The sequence below is a fragment of the Klebsiella sp. 10 genome (assembly GCF_018223925.1).
Lineage (GTDB): Bacteria > Pseudomonadota > Gammaproteobacteria > Enterobacterales > Enterobacteriaceae > Klebsiella > Klebsiella pneumoniae.
In genome coordinates, this window is sequence record NZ_JAGRRB010000001.1 from 131,119 (window position 1) to 147,367 (window position 16,249).

The window sequence follows — 16,249 nt, forward strand, 5'->3', positions numbered from 1 at the left end:
GGAGGCATTGATCATACAAATAAGGTGCGGAGACAAAAAAACCCGCCGCAGCGGGTTTTTGTGCTGGGCTCGATTAATGTTCGAACATAGCAGAGATAGATTCTTCATTGCTGATACGGCGAATAGCTTCAGCCAGCATACCGGAGAGCGTCAGAGTACGCACTTTATCCAGCGCTTTAATTTCTGGTGCCAGCGGAATGGTATCGCAGACGACAAATTCATCAATGACAGAGTTTTTGATGTTCTGGATAGCGTTGCCGGAGAAGATTGGGTGCGTCGCGTAAGCGAATACGCGTTTCGCGCCACGCTCTTTCAGCGCTTCTGCCGCTTTACACAGGGTGCCGCCGGTGTCGATCATATCGTCGACCATCACGCAGTCACGACCGGCAACGTCGCCGATGATGTGCATCACCTGGGAGACGTTGGCGCGCGGACGGCGCTTGTCGATGATAGCCATATCGGTATCATTCAGCAGTTTAGCGATAGCGCGGGCACGCACGACGCCGCCGATGTCCGGAGAAACCACAATCGGGTTGTCCAGGTTCAGCTGCAGCATATCTTCCAGCAGGATTGGGCTGCCGAACACGTTATCGACTGGCACATCGAAGAAGCCTTGGATCTGTTCTGCGTGCAGGTCAACGGTCAGCACGCGGTCAACGCCGACGCTGGACAGAAAATCCGCCACCACTTTCGCGGTGATTGGCACACGAGCAGAACGAACACGACGGTCCTGACGAGCATAACCGAAGTAAGGGATAACGGCGGTGATACGACCTGCCGAAGCACGACGCAGAGCATCAACCATAACAACCAGTTCCATCAGGTTGTCATTGGTGGGAGCACAAGTGGACTGGATGATGAAAATATCACCACCGCGTACGTTTTCATTGATTTGTACGCTGACTTCGCCGTCGCTAAAACGACCTACAGCGGCGTCGCCAAGAGAAGTGTACAGGCGGTTGGCAATACGTTGTGCTAGTTCCGGGGTGGCGTTACCAGCAAAAAGCTTCATATCAGGCACGAGAAGAACCTCAGGCATGCGTCCAGTGGTGGATGAATGGGCCAATAATGTGCGGGATGGCGCCATTCGATCCAGTCGGTGTATTTAAAGAGCACGATGCAACGTCTGGAACAGGGTGACGTTGTCACCGTAACTCAATTTCCCCGGCTGACTCATTATCAATGTGCCATCACGGCGCAGGATTCAGAGCAGGGCCTGCTTGAGCGGCGAAAGGTTAACTCCGCGCGCCACAAAGCCATTTAGCCATGCCGGGGCAGTGTCCAGCACCTGACGGGCAGCGGATTCGGTGTTAAATTCAGCAAACACACAGGCTCCTGTGCCGGTCAGGCGTGACGGCGCATATTCTAACAGCCAGGAAAGCGCGGCATCAACCTCGCGAAAACGTTTTCTTGCGATAAGCTCGCAATCGTTGCTGAATTCACAATTTAATAACGTATTAATTGACCGGCGCGGGGTATTTCGTGGTAGCTCCGGATCGCGAAAAATGATCGGCGTCGGAATACTGACCCCCGGGTGGGCCACCAGGTACCATTTTTCCTCGGGTTCTACCGGCGTCAGTATTTCACCCACCCCCTCGGCGAAGGCGGCATGGCCGCGCACGAAAACCGGCACATCGGCCCCCAGCTGAAGGCCAAGAGTCGCCAGCTCATCTTCCGAGAGACCGCAGCCCCACAGATGGTTGAGCGCCACCAGCACGGTGGCAGCATTGGAGGAGCCACCGCCCAGGCCGCCGCCCATCGGCAGGCGCTTATCGATACTGATATCGGCGCCGCTGCCCGCCGGCAGGCGATCGCTTTCGCTGGCGGCATGCATCAGCAGACGCGCGGCGCGAACGATCAGATTCTCCTCGTCCGGCACGCCGGCCACCGGCGTCAGCAGGCGCAGTTGGCCGTCACTACGCGGTTCGATGGTCAACGTATCGCCGTAATCGAGAAACTGAAACAGCGTTTGCAGGGTATGGTAACCATCGGCCCGCTGGCCGGTGATATATAAAAACAGATTCAGTTTTGCAGGAGAGGGCCAGCGGGTCATCATTTCACGATCCAGTTATCCATCTTCAGCTTGATGCGCTGAGCGCCATTGTTCAGCTCGACATTGGACGGTAGGGCTGGCTGGGTATCGCTGGTGTAGCCGCCGTAGGTCACGTGCCAGGTTTTGCCGTTTTGCGTATAGTTCAGTTCACGCAGACGGTACCGATCGTCCAGCGAATAGTCGGTGGCGTCGCCCGGCAGGCCGATGATCCACTGGCGCAGGCTGTTCAACGGGATCGGCATCCCGGTCAGACGGCCAATCATCTCTTCGGCATCAGTGGCGGTATAGGTCTGGCCTTTGTTATCGATCAGCTGCACGCTGCCCGGCTGCGCGGTCAGCGACAGCTCGGTGCTGCCCAGCGGGTTGGTCAGCAGCAGGCGATAGCGGTCCTGGCCGGTTTGCTGCCAGAAGAAGCGGGCATAGACTTTTTGCTCATCGGAAAGATAGGCAAACGCCCCGCGGGTCTGGAACTGATTGAGGCTGCGGACAGCCTGCTGGTGCTGACGCCACTGCGGCGAATCCGGGCTTTTGCCAGGCCCTTGCGGCGTATGAAGAGAACAGGCGGTGAGGACGAGGCTGGCCAGCGGCAGCAGGCGGAACAGTCGATTCATAATGATGACAAATCCTTGATGTCTACAGGGAAAAACGGCGACAGGGAACAGCGGGCCGATTTGTGTAGCAGGTTACATTTATAACCCTTAATGCTAGCGTCGCCGGGCGATAGCGTCTACGTTCAAGTTGTCTGAAATCAAAAAATTAACCTTAATGGCGGTCTTGCTTTAACTATTACTCCAAAAGGGGAGCCTCTCTTTTATTGATTACGCGCATCCTGTATGATGCACTCAGACTAACCTTAGCAACGCTGGTACTACTCCCTCACAATGACCCTTTTAGCTCTTGGCATCAATCACAAAACAGCTCCGGTCGCCCTGCGAGAACGCGTCACGTTTTCGCCGGAAACGCTCGATAAGGCGCTGGAGAGCTTGCTGGCTCAGCCGATGGTGCAGGGTGGGGTGGTGCTGTCGACCTGCAACCGCACGGAACTCTATCTCAGCGTCGAAGAGCAGGATAACCTGCAGGAAGCGCTGATCCGCTGGCTGTGCAACTACCACGGCCTCAACGAAGAAGACCTGCGAAAAAGCCTTTACTGGCATCAGGGTAATGACGCCGTCAGCCATCTGATGCGCGTCGCCAGCGGCCTCGATTCGCTGGTGCTGGGCGAGCCGCAGATCCTCGGCCAGGTGAAAAAAGCCTTCGCCGACTCCAGCCGCGGCCATCTTAACGTCAGCGAGCTGGAGCGGATGTTCCAGAAATCCTTTTCAGTGGCTAAGCGCGTGCGTACCGAAACCGATATCGGCGCCAGCGCGGTCTCTGTGGCTTTCGCCGCCTGTACCCTGGCGCGGCAAATCTTTGAATCGCTCTCCAGCGTCACCGTGTTACTGGTCGGCGCCGGTGAAACCATTGAGCTGGTAGCGCGCCATCTTCGCGAACATCACGTGCGCAAAATGGTGATCGCCAACCGCACCCGTGAACGCGCCCAGGCGCTGGCGGAGGAAGTGGGCGCCGAGGTGATAGCCCTCAGCGATATCGACGAACGGCTGAAAGAGGCCGACATCATTATCAGCTCCACCGCCAGCCCGCTGCCGATCATCGGCAAAGGCATGGTGGAGCGTGCGCTTAAGGCGCGGCGTAACCAGCCGATGCTGCTGGTGGATATCGCCGTCCCGCGCGACGTTGAACCAGAGGTCGGCAAACTGGCTAACGCCTACCTCTACAGCGTCGACGATTTGCAAAACATTATTCAGCATAACCTGGCGCAGCGTAAGGCTGCCGCGGTGCAGGCGGAATCGATCGTCGAGCAGGAAACCAGCGAATTTATGGCCTGGCTGCGCGCGCAGAGCGCCAGCGAGACCATTCGCGAATACCGTTCTCAGTCTGAGCAGGTCCGTGAGGAGCTGACGGCGAAAGCGCTGGCCGCGCTGGAGCAGGGCGGTGATGCCCAGGAAATTATGCAGGATCTGGCGCGCAAGCTCACTAACCGCCTGATCCACGCGCCAACCAAATCTCTTCAGCAGGCCGCCCGTGACGGGGACGACGAACGTCTGCATATTCTGCGCAACAGCCTCGGGCTGGAATAGCGCACCTTTCTCTTATTTTCAGGACAGGGTGAATTCACGCCTATGAAGTCTTCTATTGTTGCCAAACTGGAAGCGTTGTACGAGCGCCATGAAGAAGTGCAGGCGCTGCTCGGCGATGCCGCGACGATTGCCGATCAGGATAAATTCCGCGCGCTGTCGCGGGAGTATGCTCAACTGAGCGATGTGGCGCGCTGCTATACCGACTGGCGTCAGGTGCAGGAGGATATTGAAACCGCGCAGATGATGCTCGACGATCCGGAAATGCGCGAAATGGCGCAGGAAGAGCTGCGTGACGCCAAAGAAAAAGGCGACCAGCTGGAGCAACAGCTGCAGGTTCTCCTCCTGCCGAAAGATCCTGATGACGAGCGTAACGCCTTCGTGGAAGTGCGCGCCGGGACCGGCGGCGACGAAGCAGCGCTGTTTGCCGGCGATCTATTCCGCATGTACACCCGTTACGCAGAATCGCGCCGCTGGCAGGTAGAGATCCTCAGCGCCAACGAAGGTGAGCACGGCGGCTTTAAAGAGGTGATCGCCAAGATCAGCGGCGACGGCGTTTACGGTCGGCTGAAATTTGAATCCGGCGGCCATCGCGTGCAGCGCGTGCCGGCCACCGAATCGCAGGGGCGGATCCACACCTCCGCCTGTACGGTGGCGGTGATGCCGGAGCTGCCGGAAGCCGAAATGCCGGACATTAACCCGGCAGATCTGCGCATCGATACCTTCCGTTCCTCCGGGGCAGGCGGTCAGCACGTTAACACCACCGACTCGGCTATCCGCATTACCCACCTGCCAACCGGCATCGTGGTGGAGTGCCAGGACGAGCGTTCTCAGCATAAAAACAAAGCCAAGGCGCTGTCGGTGCTGGGCGCGCGCATCCGCGCCGCCGAAGTGGCCAAACGTCAGCAGGCGGAAGCCTCCACGCGCCGCAACCTGCTGGGCAGCGGCGACCGCAGCGACCGCAATCGCACCTATAACTTCCCGCAGGGCCGCGTGACCGACCACCGCATCAACCTGACGCTCTACCGTCTGGATGAGGCGATGGAGGGCAAACTCGACATGCTGATTGAGCCGATTGTCCAGGAACATCAGGCCGATCAGCTGGCGGCGCTGTCCGAGCAGGAATGATGACCTTTCAGGCCTGGCTGCAGCAGGCGATCGCCCGCCTGGCGGAGAGCGACAGCCCGCGACGCGACGCCGAGATCTTGCTGGGACACGTTACCGGCCGGGCGCGAACCTGGATTTTGGCCTTCGGTGAAACGACGCTCTCTGCTGACGAGGCGGCGAAGCTGGAGGCGCTCCTGGTGCGACGCCAGCGCGGGGAACCTATTGCTCATCTGGTCGGGCAGCGCGAGTTTTGGTCGCTGCCGCTGTTCGTCTCCCCGGCGACGCTGATCCCCCGCCCGGATACCGAATGTCTGGTAGAGCAGGCGCTGGCGCGTCTGCCAACCGCGCCGTGCCGTATTCTCGACCTCGGCACCGGGACCGGCGCCATTGCCCTGGCGCTGGCCAGCGAACGTCCGGACTGTGAGGTCACCGCGGTGGACGTGATGCCGGACGCCGTGGCGCTGGCGTTGCGCAATGCCGAACATCTGGGCATCGCTAACGTGACGATAAGTCAAAGCGACTGGTTTAGCGCGCTGGCCGGGCAGCGCTTCGCCACGATCGTCAGCAATCCCCCCTATATCGACGCCGCCGACCCGCATCTCGCCGAAGGCGATGTGCGCTTTGAGCCGTTGACGGCGCTGGTCGCAGGCGACCAGGGGCTGGCCGATCTGGCGCATATCATCCGCGAGGGACGGCAGTATCTGCAGCCCGGCGGTTGGATGCTGCTGGAGCATGGCTGGACTCAGGGCGAGGCGGTTCGCGCGCTGTTCCGCGAAGCGGGCTATCTGGACGTCGCGACCTGTCGCGACTATGGCGACAATGAGCGTCTGACCCTCGGACGTTTACCCGACATGGAGAATGTTGGCTGATGAACTTATTCACGGCTGTCCTCTACCTGCACATTGCCACAGTGGCGGTGTCGGTAGGATTGTTCGTTTTACGTTACTGGTGGATATATCACCAGAGCCCGCTGCTGAACCAGCGGTGGGTGCGAATTGCGCCGCACTGCAGCGATACGCTGCTGTTTCTCAGCGGCGCAGGGTTAATGGCGATAACGCACTACCTGCCGTTCACAGAAGACGGCGCATGGCTGACTGAAAAGCTGTTTGGCGTTATCATTTACATCGCATTAGGTTTTATCGCGTTGGGCCGTCGTCGTCCGCGCAGCCAGCAGAGCCGTTTTATCGCGTTCCTGCTGGCGCTGGTGGTGTTGTTTATCATCATTCAACTCGCCATCACAAGAATACCGATACTGGGGTAGGTCATGGGGTCATTAGCGGATTTCGAATTTAACAAAGCGCCATTGTGTGATGGCATGGTCCTCATTTCTGAACAGGTCCGCGACGATTTTCCGTCGCGTTTTGTCGAGGAAGAGCTGCAGCGATTGCTGCGCCTCGCGCAGGAGGAGATTGCGCCGTCGTGGGACCAGGAGCGCCAGATAGAACGATTGCTGGAGCTGTTTTACGACGAGTGGGGCTTTGGCGCCTCGCAGGGCGTGTATCGTCTTTCCGACGCGCTATGGCTGGATAAAGTGCTGGTTAACCGCCAGGGGAGTGCGGTGTCGTTAGGCGCGATCCTGCTGTGGATCGCCCAGCGCCTGGCGCTGCCGGTGGTGCCGGTGATCTTCCCGACCCAGATGCTGCTGCGTGCGGACCCGGAAACCAGCGAAGAGATGTGGCTGATTAATCCGTTTAACGGCGAGACCCTCGACGAGCATACCCTGGAGGTATGGCTGAAGGGCAACATCGGGCCGGTGGCGGAACTGTTTAATGAAGATCTCGACGAAGCGGATAACGCCGAGGTGATCCGCAAGCTGCTGGACACCCTGAAGTCGGCGCTGATGGAAGAGCGGCAGATGGAGCTGGCCCTGCGCGCCAGCGAAGCGCTGCTGCAGTTTAATCCGGAAGATCCGTATGAGATCCGCGACCGCGGGCTGATATACGCCCAGCTGGACTGCGATCACGTGGCGCTGTTGGATCTGAGCTATTTCGTTGAGCAGTGCCCGGAGGATCCGATCAGCGAGATGATCCGCGCGCAGATCAACACGATTTCGCATAAACAAATTACATTGCATTAGTCTGGAACCATTCCGGTTACACCCTGATAAGGCGAACTTATGAAACAAAAAGTGGTTAGCATTGGTGATATCAACGTAGCGAACGACCTGCCGTTCGTGCTGTTCGGCGGGATGAACGTGCTGGAGTCGCGCGACCTGGCGATGCGTATCTGCGAACATTATGTCACCGTTACGCAGAAGCTTGGTATTCCCTACGTCTTCAAAGCCTCCTTTGATAAAGCCAACCGTTCCTCCATCCACTCCTATCGTGGGCCGGGTCTGGAAGAAGGGATGAAGATTTTCCAGGAGCTGAAGCAGACCTTTGGCGTGAAAATCATCACCGACGTTCATGAAGCCAGCCAGGCGCAGCCGGTAGCTGACGTGGTGGACGTGATCCAGCTTCCGGCTTTCCTCGCGCGCCAGACTGACCTGGTGGAAGCGATGGCGAAGACCGGGGCGGTGATCAACGTCAAGAAGCCGCAGTTCGTCAGCCCGGGTCAGATGGGCAACATCGTCGATAAGTTTATCGAAGGGGGTAACGACAAAGTAATCCTCTGCGACCGCGGCGCTAACTTCGGTTACGACAACCTGGTCGTGGATATGCTCGGCTTCGGCGTGATGAAGAAAGCCTCCAACAACTCGCCGGTCATTTTCGACGTCACCCACGCGCTGCAGTGCCGCGACCCGTTTGGCGCAGCCTCCGGCGGTCGTCGTGCGCAGGTGAGCGAGCTGGCCCGCGCCGGTATGGCGGTAGGTATCGCCGGTCTGTTTATTGAAGCGCATCCGGATCCGGACCACGCGAAATGCGACGGCCCGTCCGCGCTGCCGCTGGATAAACTGGAGCCGTTCCTGAAACAGATGAAAGCGATTGACGATCTGGTGAAAAGCTTCGACGAGCTGGATACCAGCAAGTAAGCCTGACTGCATCAGTAAAAAAGCCTGCCGGCGTCAAAACCGGCAGGCTTTTTTTCGCCCGGACTCCGCCGGGTGGGAAAACGGGGTCAGGCGAAAATGGTCATCAGATAGGCGGCGAACAGCGCCATGTGGGCCGCGCCGTTCAGCACATTGGTGCGTCCGGTGGAGAAGGAGATATGGCACAGCACCAGCGAGGCGACCATCACCACCATCTCCGGGGCGCCAAGGCCAAAGCGCAGCTCATTGCCGGTCAGGAAGGCGATGAGGGTGACCACCGGGACCGTCAGCGAGATGGTGGCCAGCACAGAGCCGAAAAACAGATTCATCGCCCGCTGAACCTGATTGTTGAGCACCGCTTTCAGGGCGCCAAGGCCTTCCGGCGACAGGATCAGCAGAGCCACCAGGAAGCCGGTAAAGGCCACCGGGGCATTCATGCTGGTCAACAGCGTTTCCAGCGGGTTAGCGTTCATTTTGGTAACCGCGATCACTGCCACCAGGTGCACCAGCAGCCAGGCGGTATGCCACCCGCTGCTATGGGCGGACGGTTTACCGTGGTGCGGGTCGTCATCGTCGCTGTCGTCTTCATGCTCATAAACAAACAGGCTCTGATGGGTTTTGGTCTGAATAAGCAGGAAAACGCCGTACATGGCCGCCGAAATTACCGCCACCAGCAGCGATTGCCCGGTGCTGAAGTTCGCGCCCGGCAGCGCCATCGGAAAGACCAGCACGATAATCGCTAGCGGAAACAGGGCGATAAGATACTGCTTAATGCCGAACAGATTCATATATTGGGTGGCGAATTTACGCCCGCCCAGCAGCAGAGAGAAACCGACCAGACCGCCGGTGACGATCATAATAATGGAGTAGAGAGTATCCCGCATCAAGGTCGGCGCGGCGTCGCCGGTGGCCATTAAGGCAGAGATCAAACTGACCTCAAGGATAACCACCGACAGGCTTAAAATCAGGGAGCCATAGGGTTCGCCCAGGCGGTGGGCGAGGACGTCGGCGTGGCGGACCACGCTGAAGGCGCTGCTCAAAATGCCGACCAGCGCGAGGATATTGATCGCGATAACCACTGGCAGTGACTGGCTGCTGCCCCAGAAAAACAGCACCGCCAGCGCCAGCACCGGAAAGACGAGGGAAGACTCCTTATGGCGGGTTTTTACCGCCTCATGTGCATGGGTCATGAACCATCTCCATTTATGCAGGTGTTATAATTATAAAAACGTAGGGCGGTAAAGTAACAGATCTTGCTAAATTACCGCTGGTTTTTTACTTAAATTTACGGGTATCGAGGGATATCTTGATTAGTTTATTATAATTTATGTTTACTTATATTTAGTTCTTATTATTCAGATAATTACTAAAATAATTTTTCTACTCATTTTGACCTTGATAGCCAGCCGACTGCGTACCAGACTTAAACTTAATGCTCAAACAGGAGGTCAGTATGCCCTATCGCAGTAAACAAGAACTCCCCGACAGCGTTCAGCATGTACTGCCTGCCCATGCGCAGGAAATTTATAAAGAAGCGTTTAACAGCGCCTGGGATCAATATAAAGATAAAGACGAGCGGCGCGATGACGCCAGCCGCGAAGAGACGGCGCACAAAGTCGCCTGGGCGGCGGTGAAGAACAGCTATGAGAAAGGCGATGATGATAAGTGGCATAAGAAAAAATAATCGCTGACGCCGCTTTTTCGCTTGCCAGCGCCCCGCTGATTGCTTATTGAAAGATAAAGCTGGATAATATTTCAGCAATATTGACGGATGCATGAGACGAACGCCGGGAAGCGGGCAGTGGCGGAGGTAGTAAACAGTGTTAACTCGTGATTTCTTAATGAATGCGGATTGTAAGACAGCGTTTGGCGCTATTGAGGAATCGCTACTCTGGTCGGCAGAACAACGTGCAGCCTCGCTGGCGGCGACGCTGGCCTGCCGCCCGGATGATGGCTCAGTATGGATCTTTGGCTACGGTTCGCTTATCTGGAACCCGGCGCTCAATTATCGCGAGTCCTGCACCGGCACGCTGCCGGGCTGGCACCGCGCGTTTTGCCTGCGGTTGACCGCCGGGCGCGGTAGTGCCTGCCAGCCGGGACGCATGCTGGCTCTCAAAGAGGGCGGCCGAACCACCGGCGTCGCCTATCGTCTGCCTGACGACACGCTGGAGGAGGAGCTGACCCTGCTGTGGAAGCGGGAGATGATCACCGGCTGCTATCTGCCCACCTGGTGCAAGCTGGAGCTGGACGACGGACGGACGGTGAATGCCCTGGTGTTTATTATGGATCCGCGCCATCCACTGTTTGAACCGGATACCAGTGCCCAGGTTATCGCCCCGCTGATCGCCCGGGCCAGCGGGCCGCTCGGCACCAACGCCCAGTATCTGTTTTCGCTTGAGCAGGCGCTGCGCAAGCTGGGCATGCACGATGCCAGTCTCGATGACCTGGTGGCCAGCGTCCGCGCGCTGTTGGGCGAGAGTCCGACGCCGGGCCTGGCCTGAGCGCGCGCAAAAGAAAACGCCCGGCATGACCGGGCGTCCGATTGCTGACCAGTAAGGAAAAAGCGTGGTTTTTCCTTACTGGTGGTTATCAGCCGAAAATCAATAAATTGATTTTCCTTGTTATTTTTCTGGTGCAATCTGCAAGTACAATGATTGCATGAGGTTTGTCATGAATCCCACGCCCGGCATGACCGGGCGTGTGTTCTGGCAGTGACGGTCAGGCCGGCACGTAGCTGATGGAGTGCTCCAGCGACTGGCTGTGACTGTCGATAAGCACGTTCCAGGTGCCGCTGTAGGGCACCGTCAGATAGGCGCTGTCCCGATCCTGCACGCTCAGAATATCCGCATGACTGTCGCCCGGGACCTTCGCGCTCATCAGATGAATATGGCAGCGCTCTGAGCACCGCACCACCAGCGTGTCACCACCAAATAACGTCAAACTTGCTTTAACCATCGCCATTTTATACCCCGTTTCTGTCCCGCTACAGCATCCTGCCCACCCAGTCCTCGCGTGATATTGTTCACACTTTGCTCTGTGCATCACACCAAACGGCGCGGGTCGGGATGCTGATTTTGATCAAAAAAAGGGATAAAGATTAAACAAAAATGACGTTGTTCCTGAAAGCATTCAGCTAACGTTTTTTTTACCTCTGCAGGCGGCGAAACCTGATATTTCCTGCCGTTTGGCGCCCCAGATTCAGAAGGTCAGCACTTTATCTGCCGCCAGGGTCCACTGGGCCAGCTCAACGAGAGTGCCAACCTCCACGCCGTCAACCAGCGGCAGTGCGCTGACCCCGCGGCCGTCCGCGCAGGTTTTACACAGCTTCACGGGAACCTGCTGGGCGGTGAGGATCTCCAGCATCTGCTGCACATTATACCCTTCTGCCGGCTTCTGCCCCCGCAGCCCGGCGGTGACGGCGTCGGACATCAGAAACAGCTTGAGATCGAGGTCGGACTGCTGCTCGCGCAGGGCAATGGCCAGGCGCAGGCTGTTGAACAGGGATTCGCTGCCGTAGGCGGCGCCGTTGGCGATGATCACAATACGTTGCATACAAACTCCTTCTTAAAGGCACGGTTATTGCTTTAGGCAGTATAAAGCGTTAACCCGGAGGAGGGGTATGAATAATACGACTGGTCATGCGCATGATGCGACGGCCTGGCTGCAGCTGGCGCGTCGCCTGCAAAAACAACAGCTTCAGCAGCTTAGCCAACTGGGGGAACTGGCCAGCCAGCTCAGCGCGCTGGTGCATATGCTGCAGTGTGAGCGCGGGGCGTCGAATATCTATCTTTGCTCGGGCGGCTTGCTGTATACAGCGGAGTGTCGGGCGGGAGGGGCGCTGGTTGACGAGCGGCTAGCCCTGTTTTATGCCAGCCTCGAACGGGCGCGCGCGGTAGCCGGCAGCGCGCTGTGCTGGCGTATCGCCAGAGCGGTTGACGAGCTGGCGCAGCTCCCGGCGCTACGCGCGCAGATCGGCCGCCGGCAAATTGCCGCTGAAGCCGCGACGGAGCAGTTCAGCCGCGTCATCCGCCATCTGCTGAACATCGCCCCGCAGCTCAATGACAGCATTGACGATCCGCCGGTGGCTGGTCGGATGGTCGCCCTGTACAGCTTTATGCAGGGAAAAGAGCTGGTGGGCCAGGAGCGCGCGCTGGGAGCATTGGGCTTTACCCGCGGCGAGTTCAGCGACAGCCTGCGCCAGCAGCTGGTGGACCGTATTGACGGTCAGCAGCCCTGCTTCGACAGCTTTCAGGCGCTGGGCAGCCCGGCGACCGTCCAGTTGTTCAGAACCCAGTGCCACGCCGGTCTGGATATTGAACAGCTGCGGCGGATCGCCTGTACCCGCCAGCCGGCTGCCGACGGCGGGGAAACGGCGCTGCGCTGGTTTGGTCTGCAAACCCAACGGCTTGAGCAACTGCGCGAAGTGGAAGAGCAACTGATCGACGACCTGCTGGATGCCACCGACGCGCTGTTAGCAGACGACGCGCCTGGCTGGCAGGCCGGAGAGGAAGACGATAGCGTGACGCCACGGCTCGATAAACTGCTACTGCCGCTGGTGCGCCAGCAGGCCTATGAGCTGCAGCAGCTCTCCAGCCAGCTGGCCTCGCTGAAAGACGCGCTCGAAGAGCGCAAGCTGATCGAAAAAGCGAAAAGTCTGCTGATGACGCACCAGGGAATGCAGGAGGAGCAGGCCTGGCAGACGCTCCGCAAGATGGCCATGGACAAAAACCAGCGCATGGTTGAGATAGCCCGCGCGCTGCTGATGGTGAAGGCGATTTGGCCGCTAACACCAAAGGAGTAGATGCACAATCGATGGGCATTCTTTGCCTGCCGGCGGTGCACTTTTAGGTGAAAAACCGGCCAGCGTTGGGAAAAAGCCCGCCAGCGCGCTATTGCCAAAGCTGGCATCCCGTTTGCATTACTTATTAAGTGAATAAAAGTCCGGGCAACGAACCAATGGCGGTTCGGGGGCCCGTGGATAAAGGCGTCCTGCAGTGCGTATGCACTGTCGGGCGCTTTTTTTTTGCGCATGGTGGAGCGGATATGGGCGACAAATTTTCAATTTCCCGGCGGCGCTTGCTGCAGGCAGGGGCCGCGCTGGGCGGCGCGATGCTGCTGCCGGGCGTGATGCAGGCCGCCTGGGCCGGCGGCTCGGACAAACCGGAGCAAACCCGCGTGCGGGTCGGATTTATTCCGCTGACCGATTGCGCGCCGCTGGCCATCGCCGCGGCGAAGGGGTTTGACCAAAAATATGGCATCACCCTGGTGGCGAGTAAGGAAGCCAGCTGGGCGGCGGTGCGCGACAAGCTGGTGGCCGGCGAGCTCGACGCGGCGCATATTCTCTATGGCCTGCTGTACGGCCTCGAACTGGGGATCGCCAGCAAGCCGCAGGCGATGGCCAATTTGATGACCCTCAACCGCAATGGCCAGGCGATTACCCTCTCCAGCGAGCTGCAGGAGAAAGGGGTGACCGACCTCGGCGGGCTGAAGCGGCTGATCGACCGCAGCGCGCCGGGCAGTTACACCTTCGCCCATACCTTTCCTACCGGCACCCATGCCATGTGGCTTTACTACTGGCTGGCGAGCGCCGGCATCGATCCCTTCAACGATGTGCGCACCGTCGTGGTGCCGCCGCCGCAGATGGTGATGAACATGCGCATCGGCAATATGAGCGGCTTTTGCGTCGGCGAGCCGTGGAACGCCCGCGCCATTAACGACCGTATCGGCTTCACCGCGGCCACTTCCCAGGATATCTGGCCCGAGCATCCGGAAAAGGTGCTGGGCACCCGTCGCGACTGGGTGGAACGCAACCCGAACACCGCCCGCGCGCTGGTGGCGGCCCTGATGGAGGCGCAGCGCTGGATCGCCGCCTCGCCGGAGAACACCCGGGAGACGGCCCGCCTGCTCGCCAGACGCGGCTGGCTCAATACCAAGGAGCAATACCTCACCGGCCGGATGCTGGGAGAGTATGACAACGGCCTTGGCCGCCGCTGGCAGGATGCCCATCCGATGCGCTTCTGGGCCGGGGGCGAGGTGAGTTTCCCGTGGCTGTCGGACGGGATGTGGTTCCTCACCCAGTTCCGCCGCTGGGGGTTGCTGAAGCAGGCACCGGATTACCTCGCGGTGGCGTCGCGCATTAACCGCATCGATGTCTGGCAGGCTGCCGCCCAGGCGGTAGGAGGGATCAGCGCGCCGGCAGTCAGGATGCGCAGCAGCACACTAATGGACGGGACGGTCTGGAACGGGTCCGACCCGGAAGGCTACGCCCGCCATTTCTCTATTCAACGTAAGGGGGCATGAGATGAAGCAGGCACAACGTAAGCAACCGGTCGTCAGCGTGGACAACGCGCCTGGCGAAGTGATTATCCTGCCGCCGGTGCAGGTCCGGCGCACCACGCCGGCCGTCACGCGCTGGCTGCGTGAGCTCACCCAGCGCCTGCTGCCCCCGCTGTTGGGGCTGGGAGTGCTGCTGCTGGCCTGGCAGCTGGCGGCGATGCATAGCAAAGGCTTTCCCACGCCGCTGAGCACGCTGGACTCGGCGCTGACCCTGTTTGCCGATCCGTTCTATCAGGACGGGCCCAATGACATGGGCATCGGCTGGAACGTGCTGGCCTCCCTTCAGCGCGTGGCGGTGGGCTTCGGCCTGGCGGCGCTGGCGGGCATTCCGCTGGGGTTTTTGATCGGCCGTTCGCTGTTCTTCGCCCGCATGTTTAATCCGCTGATTGCTCTGCTGCGCCCGGTCAGCCCGCTGGCCTGGCTGCCAATTGGCCTGCTGCTGTTCCAGAAGGCGGAGCCGGCTTCCAGCTGGACCATTTTTATCTGCTCCATCTGGCCGATGGTGATCAACACCGCGGAGGGTGTGCGGCGGATCCCGCAGGACTATCTCAACGTCGCCCGCGTCCTCCAGCTCTCGGAGTGGACGGTGATGCGCAAAATCCTCTTTCCGGCGGTGCTGCCGGCGGTGCTTACCGGCGTGCGCCTCTCCATCGGCATCGCCTGGCTGGTGATCGTGGCGGCGGAAATGCTTACCGGCGGGCTGGGGATCGGCTTCTGGATCTGGAACGAGTGGAACAACCTCAATGTGGAAAACATCATCATCGCCATCGTCATTATCGGCGTCGTCGGCCTGCTGCTGGAGCAGGGCCTGATGCTGCTCGCTCGCCGCTTTAGCTGGCAGGAAAAATAAGGAGCCAACATGAAACCATTAATTCAGGTGCAGGCCGTCAGCCAACGCTTCAACACCGCCAGCGGCGAGTTCCTGGCGCTGCAGAATGTCTCCTTCGATATCGTCGAAGGGGAGACCATTAGCCTGATCGGCCACTCGGGTTGCGGAAAATCGACCCTGCTGAACCTGATCGCCGGGATCACCACCCCTACCGAGGGCGGACTACTGTGTGATAACCGGGAAATCGCCGGTCCCGGGCCGGAGCGGGCGGTGGTTTTCCAGAACCACTCGCTGCTGCCGTGGCTGAGCTGTTTCGACAATGTGGCGCTGGCGGTGGATCAGGTGTTCCGTCGCACCATGAGCAAGAGTGAGCGCCGGGAGTGGATCGAACACAACCTGGCGCGCGTACAGATGGGTCATGCGCTGCACAAACGTCCCGGGGAGATCTCCGGCGGCATGAAGCAGCGGGTGGGTATCGCCCGGGCGCTGGCGATGAAGCCGAAAGTGCTGCTGCTTGATGAGCCCTTCGGCGCCCTGGACGCGCTGACCCGCGCCCACCTCCAGGACACGGTGATGCATATCCAGCAGGAGCTCAATACCACCATCGTCATGATCACCCACGACGTTGATGAAGCGGTGCTGCTCTCGGATCGGGTGATGATGATGACCAACGGTCCGGCGGCGACGGTCGGCGAGATCCTCTCGGTCGATCTGCCGCGTCCACGCCACCGCGTTCAGCTGGCGGACGACAGCCGGTATCACCATCTGCGCCAGCAGATCCTCCATTTCCTGTATGAAAAACAGCCGAAAGCGGCGTAAGG

The 16,249-nt window shown here is 59.3% G+C and carries 18 protein-coding genes; 12 read left to right on the plus strand and 6 right to left on the minus strand.

The window, feature by feature from the left end; all coding sequences use genetic code 11:
* Positions 1-73: 73 nt before the first annotated feature.
* The 3 genes from prs to lolB form a co-directional block, all read right to left on the minus strand.
* Complete coding sequence (prs, locus tag KHQ26_RS00670) at positions 74-1,021, minus strand: ribose-phosphate diphosphokinase (protein ID WP_002910407.1); 948 nt, start codon at positions 1,019-1,021, stop codon at positions 74-76.
* 183 nt (positions 1,022-1,204) lie between these two features.
* Positions 1,205-2,053 carry a 4-(cytidine 5'-diphospho)-2-C-methyl-D-erythritol kinase gene (ispE, locus tag KHQ26_RS00675; RefSeq protein WP_014343188.1) on the minus strand — a complete coding sequence of 283 codons (849 nt, stop codon included), beginning with the start codon at positions 2,051-2,053 and terminating at the stop codon, positions 1,205-1,207.
* Positions 2,053-2,664 (minus strand): lipoprotein insertase outer membrane protein LolB, encoded by a 612-nt coding sequence (gene lolB, locus KHQ26_RS00680; RefSeq protein ID WP_002910405.1) that lies wholly within the window; start codon positions 2,662-2,664, stop codon positions 2,053-2,055. The genes ispE and lolB overlap by 1 nt, the downstream gene beginning before the upstream one ends.
* A gap of 270 nt (positions 2,665-2,934) precedes the next feature.
* Between lolB and hemA the strand changes: the two genes are divergently transcribed.
* From hemA to kdsA, 6 genes are read left to right on the plus strand one after another with little or no spacing between them, the layout of a single operon-like run.
* Positions 2,935-4,191: a glutamyl-tRNA reductase gene (gene hemA, locus KHQ26_RS00685; protein WP_004891136.1), complete on the plus strand. Its 1,257-nt coding sequence runs from the start codon at positions 2,935-2,937 to the stop codon at positions 4,189-4,191.
* A 42-nt stretch (positions 4,192-4,233) separates the two neighbouring features.
* A complete protein-coding gene (prfA, locus tag KHQ26_RS00690; RefSeq protein WP_002910403.1) occupies positions 4,234-5,316 on the plus strand; it encodes a peptide chain release factor 1 in 1,083 nt (360 codons plus the stop codon).
* The gene (gene prmC / locus KHQ26_RS00695; RefSeq protein ID WP_004184596.1) at positions 5,316-6,164 is read left to right on the plus strand and encodes a peptide chain release factor N(5)-glutamine methyltransferase; all 849 of its coding nucleotides are present in this window, start codon (positions 5,316-5,318) and stop codon (positions 6,162-6,164) included. Before prfA ends, prmC begins: the two co-directional genes overlap by 1 nt.
* Positions 6,164-6,556 (plus strand): invasion regulator SirB2, encoded by a 393-nt coding sequence (gene sirB2 / locus KHQ26_RS00700; RefSeq protein WP_020803635.1) that lies wholly within the window; start codon positions 6,164-6,166, stop codon positions 6,554-6,556. The genes prmC and sirB2 overlap by 1 nt, the downstream gene beginning before the upstream one ends.
* A gap of 3 nt (positions 6,557-6,559) precedes the next feature.
* Entirely contained in the window at positions 6,560-7,372 is an 813-nt protein-coding gene (sirB1, locus tag KHQ26_RS00705) for an invasion regulator SirB1 (protein WP_002910395.1), read from the plus strand.
* Positions 7,373-7,411: 39 nt separating this feature from the next.
* Positions 7,412-8,266 carry a 3-deoxy-8-phosphooctulonate synthase gene (kdsA, locus tag KHQ26_RS00710; protein WP_002910393.1) on the plus strand — a complete coding sequence of 285 codons (855 nt, stop codon included), beginning with the start codon at positions 7,412-7,414 and terminating at the stop codon, positions 8,264-8,266.
* Positions 8,267-8,352: 86 nt separating this feature from the next.
* Here kdsA and chaA read toward each other — a convergent pair whose 3' ends face one another.
* A complete protein-coding gene (gene chaA / locus KHQ26_RS00715; protein ID WP_002910392.1) occupies positions 8,353-9,453 on the minus strand; it encodes a sodium-potassium/proton antiporter ChaA in 1,101 nt (366 codons plus the stop codon).
* 263 nt (positions 9,454-9,716) lie between these two features.
* Here chaA and chaB point away from each other — a divergent pair, with 263 nt between their 5' ends.
* Entirely contained in the window at positions 9,717-9,947 is a 231-nt protein-coding gene (gene chaB / locus KHQ26_RS00720) for a putative cation transport regulator ChaB (RefSeq protein WP_002910389.1), read from the plus strand.
* A 136-nt stretch (positions 9,948-10,083) separates the two neighbouring features.
* A complete protein-coding gene (locus tag KHQ26_RS00725; RefSeq protein ID WP_004152258.1) occupies positions 10,084-10,764 on the plus strand; it encodes a gamma-glutamylcyclotransferase in 681 nt (226 codons plus the stop codon).
* A 217-nt stretch (positions 10,765-10,981) separates the two neighbouring features.
* On the opposite strand, the gene KHQ26_RS00730 is transcribed toward KHQ26_RS00725, so the two are convergent.
* A complete protein-coding gene (locus tag KHQ26_RS00730) occupies positions 10,982-11,224 on the minus strand; it encodes a DUF1883 domain-containing protein (protein WP_002910387.1) in 243 nt (80 codons plus the stop codon).
* 237 nt (positions 11,225-11,461) lie between these two features.
* Positions 11,462-11,815, minus strand: a complete 354-nt coding sequence (locus KHQ26_RS00735) for a DsrE/DsrF/TusD sulfur relay family protein (protein WP_002910380.1) — start codon at positions 11,813-11,815, stop codon at positions 11,462-11,464.
* Between the two features lie 67 nt (positions 11,816-11,882).
* On the opposite strand from KHQ26_RS00735, the gene nasR reads away from it, so the two are divergent.
* From nasR to KHQ26_RS00755, 4 genes are all read left to right on the plus strand, one after another.
* Positions 11,883-13,064, plus strand: coding sequence for a nitrate regulatory protein NasR (nasR, locus tag KHQ26_RS00740; protein ID WP_020803636.1), 1,182 nt, complete (start codon positions 11,883-11,885; stop codon positions 13,062-13,064).
* Positions 13,065-13,306: 242 nt separating this feature from the next.
* Positions 13,307-14,563, plus strand: a complete 1,257-nt coding sequence (locus KHQ26_RS00745; protein ID WP_020803638.1) for a CmpA/NrtA family ABC transporter substrate-binding protein — start codon at positions 13,307-13,309, stop codon at positions 14,561-14,563.
* Position 14,564: 1 nt separating this feature from the next.
* On the plus strand, positions 14,565-15,449 hold the full coding sequence (gene ntrB / locus KHQ26_RS00750) for a nitrate ABC transporter permease (RefSeq protein ID WP_004148772.1): 885 nt from the start codon (positions 14,565-14,567) through the stop codon (positions 15,447-15,449).
* Positions 15,450-15,458: 9 nt separating this feature from the next.
* Positions 15,459-16,247 (plus strand): ABC transporter ATP-binding protein, encoded by a 789-nt coding sequence (locus KHQ26_RS00755; protein ID WP_211777832.1) that lies wholly within the window; start codon positions 15,459-15,461, stop codon positions 16,245-16,247.
* The last annotated feature ends 2 nt before the right edge of the window (positions 16,248-16,249 follow it).

What these genes read in the sequence shown, in the direction of transcription:
- chaA (WP_002910392.1), bottom strand. Translation starts at nt 9,453, where the DNA reads ATGACCCATGCACATGAGGCGGTAAAAACCCGCCATAAGGAGTCTTCC.
- sirB2 (WP_020803635.1), top strand. Translation starts at nt 6,164, where the DNA reads ATGAACTTATTCACGGCTGTCCTCTACCTGCACATTGCCACAGTGGCG.
- ispE (WP_014343188.1), bottom strand. Translation starts at nt 2,053, where the DNA reads ATGACCCGCTGGCCCTCTCCTGCAAAACTGAATCTGTTTTTATATATC.
- chaB (WP_002910389.1), top strand. Translation starts at nt 9,717, where the DNA reads ATGCCCTATCGCAGTAAACAAGAACTCCCCGACAGCGTTCAGCATGTA.
- KHQ26_RS00735 (WP_002910380.1), bottom strand. Translation starts at nt 11,815, where the DNA reads ATGCAACGTATTGTGATCATCGCCAACGGCGCCGCCTACGGCAGCGAA.
- lolB (WP_002910405.1), bottom strand. Translation starts at nt 2,664, where the DNA reads ATGAATCGACTGTTCCGCCTGCTGCCGCTGGCCAGCCTCGTCCTCACC.
- nasR (WP_020803636.1), top strand. Translation starts at nt 11,883, where the DNA reads ATGAATAATACGACTGGTCATGCGCATGATGCGACGGCCTGGCTGCAG.
- KHQ26_RS00730 (WP_002910387.1), bottom strand. Translation starts at nt 11,224, where the DNA reads ATGGCGATGGTTAAAGCAAGTTTGACGTTATTTGGTGGTGACACGCTG.
- ntrB (WP_004148772.1), top strand. Translation starts at nt 14,565, where the DNA reads ATGAAGCAGGCACAACGTAAGCAACCGGTCGTCAGCGTGGACAACGCG.
- prmC (WP_004184596.1), top strand. Translation starts at nt 5,316, where the DNA reads ATGACCTTTCAGGCCTGGCTGCAGCAGGCGATCGCCCGCCTGGCGGAG.
- sirB1 (WP_002910395.1), top strand. Translation starts at nt 6,560, where the DNA reads ATGGGGTCATTAGCGGATTTCGAATTTAACAAAGCGCCATTGTGTGAT.
- kdsA (WP_002910393.1), top strand. Translation starts at nt 7,412, where the DNA reads ATGAAACAAAAAGTGGTTAGCATTGGTGATATCAACGTAGCGAACGAC.
- KHQ26_RS00755 (WP_211777832.1), top strand. Translation starts at nt 15,459, where the DNA reads ATGAAACCATTAATTCAGGTGCAGGCCGTCAGCCAACGCTTCAACACC.
- KHQ26_RS00745 (WP_020803638.1), top strand. Translation starts at nt 13,307, where the DNA reads ATGGGCGACAAATTTTCAATTTCCCGGCGGCGCTTGCTGCAGGCAGGG.
- prfA (WP_002910403.1), top strand. Translation starts at nt 4,234, where the DNA reads ATGAAGTCTTCTATTGTTGCCAAACTGGAAGCGTTGTACGAGCGCCAT.
- hemA (WP_004891136.1), top strand. Translation starts at nt 2,935, where the DNA reads ATGACCCTTTTAGCTCTTGGCATCAATCACAAAACAGCTCCGGTCGCC.